Source organism: Ruminococcus sp. CAG:330, assembly GCF_000437175.1.
Classification (GTDB): domain Bacteria; phylum Bacillota; class Clostridia; order Oscillospirales; family Ruminococcaceae; genus Ruminococcus_C.
The window spans coordinates 1-4,284 of sequence record NZ_FR898016.1 but is presented as its reverse complement, the minus strand read 5'-3'; the positions used below and the strand labels follow the sequence as shown (position 1 = coordinate 4,284).

General features: G+C 55.7%; 3 protein-coding genes. All 3 read left to right on the top strand.

Going from position 1 to position 4,284, the window contains the following annotated elements; all coding sequences use genetic code 11:
- The first annotated feature begins 287 nt into the window (after positions 1 to 287).
- The 3 genes from QZL66_RS02865 to QZL66_RS02855 are packed head-to-tail and all read left to right on the top strand — an operon-like array spanning position 288 to position 4,067.
- Positions 288 to 1,892, top strand: a complete 1,605-nt coding sequence (locus QZL66_RS02865; RefSeq protein ID WP_022410259.1) for a CTP synthase — start codon at positions 288 to 290, stop codon at positions 1,890 to 1,892.
- 35 nt (positions 1,893 to 1,927) lie between these two features.
- Positions 1,928 to 2,614: a response regulator transcription factor gene (locus QZL66_RS02860; RefSeq protein WP_022410258.1), complete on the top strand. Its 687-nt coding sequence runs from the start codon at positions 1,928 to 1,930 to the stop codon at positions 2,612 to 2,614.
- A complete protein-coding gene (locus QZL66_RS02855) occupies positions 2,607 to 4,067 on the top strand; it encodes a sensor histidine kinase (protein WP_022410257.1) in 1,461 nt (486 codons plus the stop codon). Before QZL66_RS02860 ends, QZL66_RS02855 begins: the two co-directional genes overlap by 8 nt.
- The last annotated feature ends 217 nt before the right edge of the window (positions 4,068 to 4,284 follow it).

Here is a 4,284-nt window from a genome sequence, read left to right as displayed (position 1 = left end):
CTCGCCAACTGTGCTCAGTTGGATCAGCCTGACGGGTTCAACGACTCCGTTTCTCTTTGTCCCTGCACGATGCTTTTTGATGAATACAGTGTGCCGTTTCTACAGAGGATGATACAGCATGCATTTCCCCAACTCAACTCGTACTTTCATCATCTCCCGTACAAATTTGCAATCTCACAGAAATAAGGCTTGCTTTTTTCCGTCGAATACGGTATAATAAATTGAATAGGAATTTGTACTGTCAGAGTCTGCCGGACGCAGACTCTCCAATGGGAGGATTTATCAATATGCCAAAGTATGTATTTGTCACCGGAGGCGTTGTCTCCGGTCTGGGTAAGGGTATCACCGCCGCTTCTCTGGGCCGCCTGCTCAAGGCTCGTGGCTACAAGGTTACCATCCAGAAGTTTGATCCCTATATCAACGTGGATCCCGGCACCATGAGCCCCTACCAGCACGGTGAGGTCTTTGTCACCGACGACGGCGCAGAGACTGACCTGGATCTGGGACACTATGAGAGATTCATTGATGAGAGTCTTTCCATCAACAACAACGTCACCACCGGTAAGGTATACTGGACGGTTCTGAACAAGGAGCGCCGCGGCGACTATCTGGGCGGCACCGTTCAGGTCATCCCCCACATCACCAACGAGATCAAGGAGCGCATCTATCGGGTGGGCAAGGAGTCCAACGCCGATGTGGTCATCACCGAGATCGGCGGCACAGTGGGCGACATCGAGAGCACACCGTTCCTGGAGGCAATCCGCCAGTTCGTCACCGAAGTGGGCAGAGGCAACGCCATGTACATCCACGTGACACTGGTGCCGTACATTGCCGGCTCCAATGAGCTGAAGTCCAAGCCCACCCAGCACTCCGTCAAGGAGCTGCTCTCCATCGGCATCCAGCCCCACGTGGTTGTCTGCCGTACCGAACTGGAGATTCCGGAGGACATGAAGCGGAAGATCAGCATGTTCTGCAACGTGCGGGAAGAGGACATCATCCAGAATATGACAGCACCCTCCCTGTACGAGGTGCCCATGATGCTGGAGAACGAGGGTCTGACCGACAGCGTCTGCCACCATCTGGGTCTGGAGAACCGCAAACCCGACCTCAGCGACTGGACTGCCATGGTAGACCGCCAGAAGCACGCCGACAAGGATGTTACCATCGGTCTGGTGGGCAAATATGTGGCATTGCAGGACGCTTATCTGTCTGTGGCAGAGGCACTGCACCACGGCGGTATCGTCAATGACGCACGGGTCAAGATCCTGTGGATCGACTCCGAGAAGATCACACGGGAGACTGCGCCGGAAATGCTGAAGGAATGCGACGGCATCATCGTGCCCGGCGGCTTCGGCGACCGTGGCATTGAGGGCATGATCGAGGCGATCCGCTACGCCCGTCTGAACAAGGTGCCCATGTTCGGCATCTGTCTGGGCATGCAGATGGCTGTGGTGGAATTCGCACGGAATGTGGCAGGATTCCCCGATGCCAACTCCTCGGAGTTCGACCCCGACGGCGAGCACAGCGTCATCCACATCATGGAGGATCAGAAGAACGTCACCGACATGGGCGGCACCATGCGTCTGGGTCTGTACCCCTGCAAGCTGACTCCCGGCACCCTGGTGCGGGACATCTATCAGGAAGACCTCATCTATGAACGCCACCGCCACCGGTTCGAATTCAACAACAATTTCCGGACACAGCTCACCGAAAAGGGACTTCAGATCGCCGGTCTGTCGCCGGACGAGCGTCTGGTGGAGATCGTATCCCTGCCGGATCACCCGTGGTTCATCGGCGTACAGTTCCATCCGGAATTCAAATCCCGCCCCAACAAGCCGCAGAAGCTGTTCGCTTCCTTCATCAGCGCAGCCCTGAAAAAGCGCGGCAACTAAGCCAGCGGCTGGCAGTTCCGGAGGTGTAGCATTTTATGAGCAGAATGTTGATCGTGGACGACGAAGAGAAGATCCGTGCCGTCGTTCGGGAATACGCAGAATTCGAGGAATTCGAAGTGACGGAGGCACGGGACGGCATGGAAGCAGTTAATCTGTGCCGGGAAAACGACTATGACATCATCATCATGGATGTAATGATGCCCCGTCTGGACGGCTATTCCGCCTGCAAGGAGATCCGGAAGCACAAGAACATTCCGGTCATCATGCTCTCTGCACGGGGGGAGGAGTACGACAAGCTGTTCGGGTTCGAGACCGGCATTGACGATTATGTGGTCAAGCCGTTCTCGCCCAGAGAGCTGATGGCACGGGTGCGTGCCGTCCTCGCCCGCAGCCAGGCGGCAAAGGCTGCGCCGGAGGGAACGGAACAGCGCCTGAAATTTCAGGGACTGGAGATCGACCTCGCCGGACGGGAGGTTTACGTGGACGGCAAGCGTGCTTCCATGACACCAAAGGAATACGATCTGCTGTTCTATCTGGTCAAGAACAAGGGACTGGCGCTCTCCAGAGACAAGCTGCTGGAGGAAGTCTGGGGATATGACTTTTTCGGGGACGACCGCACTGTGGATACGCATATCAAGATGCTGCGTGGCAGCCTTGGACCGTACCGCAACTTTATCGTTACCTTGAGAGGAATGGGATATAAGTTTGAACCTGATGCATGATCTCCATCATCTGCGTGACCGCAATTTACGGCTGAGCACGAAAATCTGGCTGTTCTTTATGCTGTTTGTGTGCATTGTCTTTCTGCTGATGTGGCTGTTCCAGATCATCTTTCTGGAGTGGTTCTACGAATCCATGAAGATCCGGGACACGGCAAAGGTGGCGCTGCACCTCGTGGAGTACTATGAGAAGGACGGCTTCGAGGACAAGGCGAACGAGATTGCCCTGCAAAACGAAATGTGCATCGAGCTGCTGGACAAGGACGGCAAGGAAGTCTACTACGACTGCATGTACAACGGCAAATGCCTGCTCCACGGCGTAAACAGCGGCACGTTTTTCTACCTCATCGACCTGCAAAACAGCCAGAGCGGCATCATCTGCCGGCGGGTGTTCAACGAAAGCTTACAGAGCGAGATGCTGGTCTACGGCTGCACCATCTACCGGCAGGACAAGACAGTCGCCGGCTATCTGCTGCTGAATTCGCCGCTGGTGCCGGTGGAGTCCACCGTTTCCATCCTGAAACGGCAGACCATGATTATCACGATACTGCTGGTATTCTTCGGCTTCCTGCTCTCGTTCTTCACGGCAAATCACATTGCCACCCCCATCATCAACATCACCGCCTCCGCCAAACGTCTGGCGCACGGCGACTATCAGACACCGTTCGAGGGCGGCGGCTATGCGGAGGTAGACGATCTTGCGGAGACGCTGAACTACACGGCGCAGGAGCTTTCCAAAACCGACGAGATGCAGCGTGACCTCATCGCCAACGTATCCCACGACCTGCGCACGCCCCTCACCATGATGAAAGCGTATGCGGAGATGATCCGGGATCTCTCCGGCGACAATCCGGTGAAGCGGGAACAGCACCTCAACATCATCATCGAGGAGACCGACCGGCTCTCCCTGCTGGTGAACGACATGCTGGATCTCTCCCGTCTGGAGAGCGGCACACAGAAGCTGAACTACAGCACCTTCGATATCTCCCAGTGCATGGCGGAGATCGCCCACCGCTACGAGGGCGTTTCGGAGCACATGGGATATCACATCCACTTTACGCCGGCACCGCCGTGTCTGGTGCACTGCGATGAGAGCAAGATCGACCGTGTCATCGGCAACCTCATCAACAACGCCATCAACTACACCTCCAAGGAGGACAAGCAGGTGTTTGTCACCCAGATCAACACGCCCAACGGGGTGCGCATCGAGGTGCGGGACACCGGCGACGGCATTGAGGAGGACAAGATCAAACTGATTTTCGACAAGTACTACCGCTCGGAGAATCACAAGCGGGAGGTCGTAGGCACGGGACTGGGTCTGACCATCGTCAAGACCATCCTCAAAATGCACGGCTATGACTACGGCGTGAATAGTAAGCTGGGCGAGGGCTCTACGTTCTGGTTTGTCATCCGGGATGTGGTGCACGAGCCGGAACAGGGAAACGGAAAAGAATAAGAACTCTAAAGATTCAGCGGGAACTGCATGCGGAATGCGGTTCCCGTTTTTTGCGGGCGATAGCGGAAAGTATCGTGCAGGGACAGAAAGAACCGGAGTCGTTGGAATCGTCAGGCTGATCCGTGCACATTGTAGGGACAGGTTGTGCCGTGTTCGTAAATTTGGTACAGCAAAGGAAAAAAATTAGCCTCCCCTGAAAGGGGTGACTCCCCACGGG

Coding starts and splice junctions, on each gene's coding strand:
- QZL66_RS02865 (WP_022410259.1), top strand. CDS start 288: ATGCCAAAGTATGTATTTGTCACCGGAGGCGTTGTCTCCGGTCTGGGT.
- QZL66_RS02860 (WP_022410258.1), top strand. CDS start 1,928: ATGAGCAGAATGTTGATCGTGGACGACGAAGAGAAGATCCGTGCCGTC.
- QZL66_RS02855 (WP_022410257.1), top strand. CDS start 2,607: ATGCATGATCTCCATCATCTGCGTGACCGCAATTTACGGCTGAGCACG.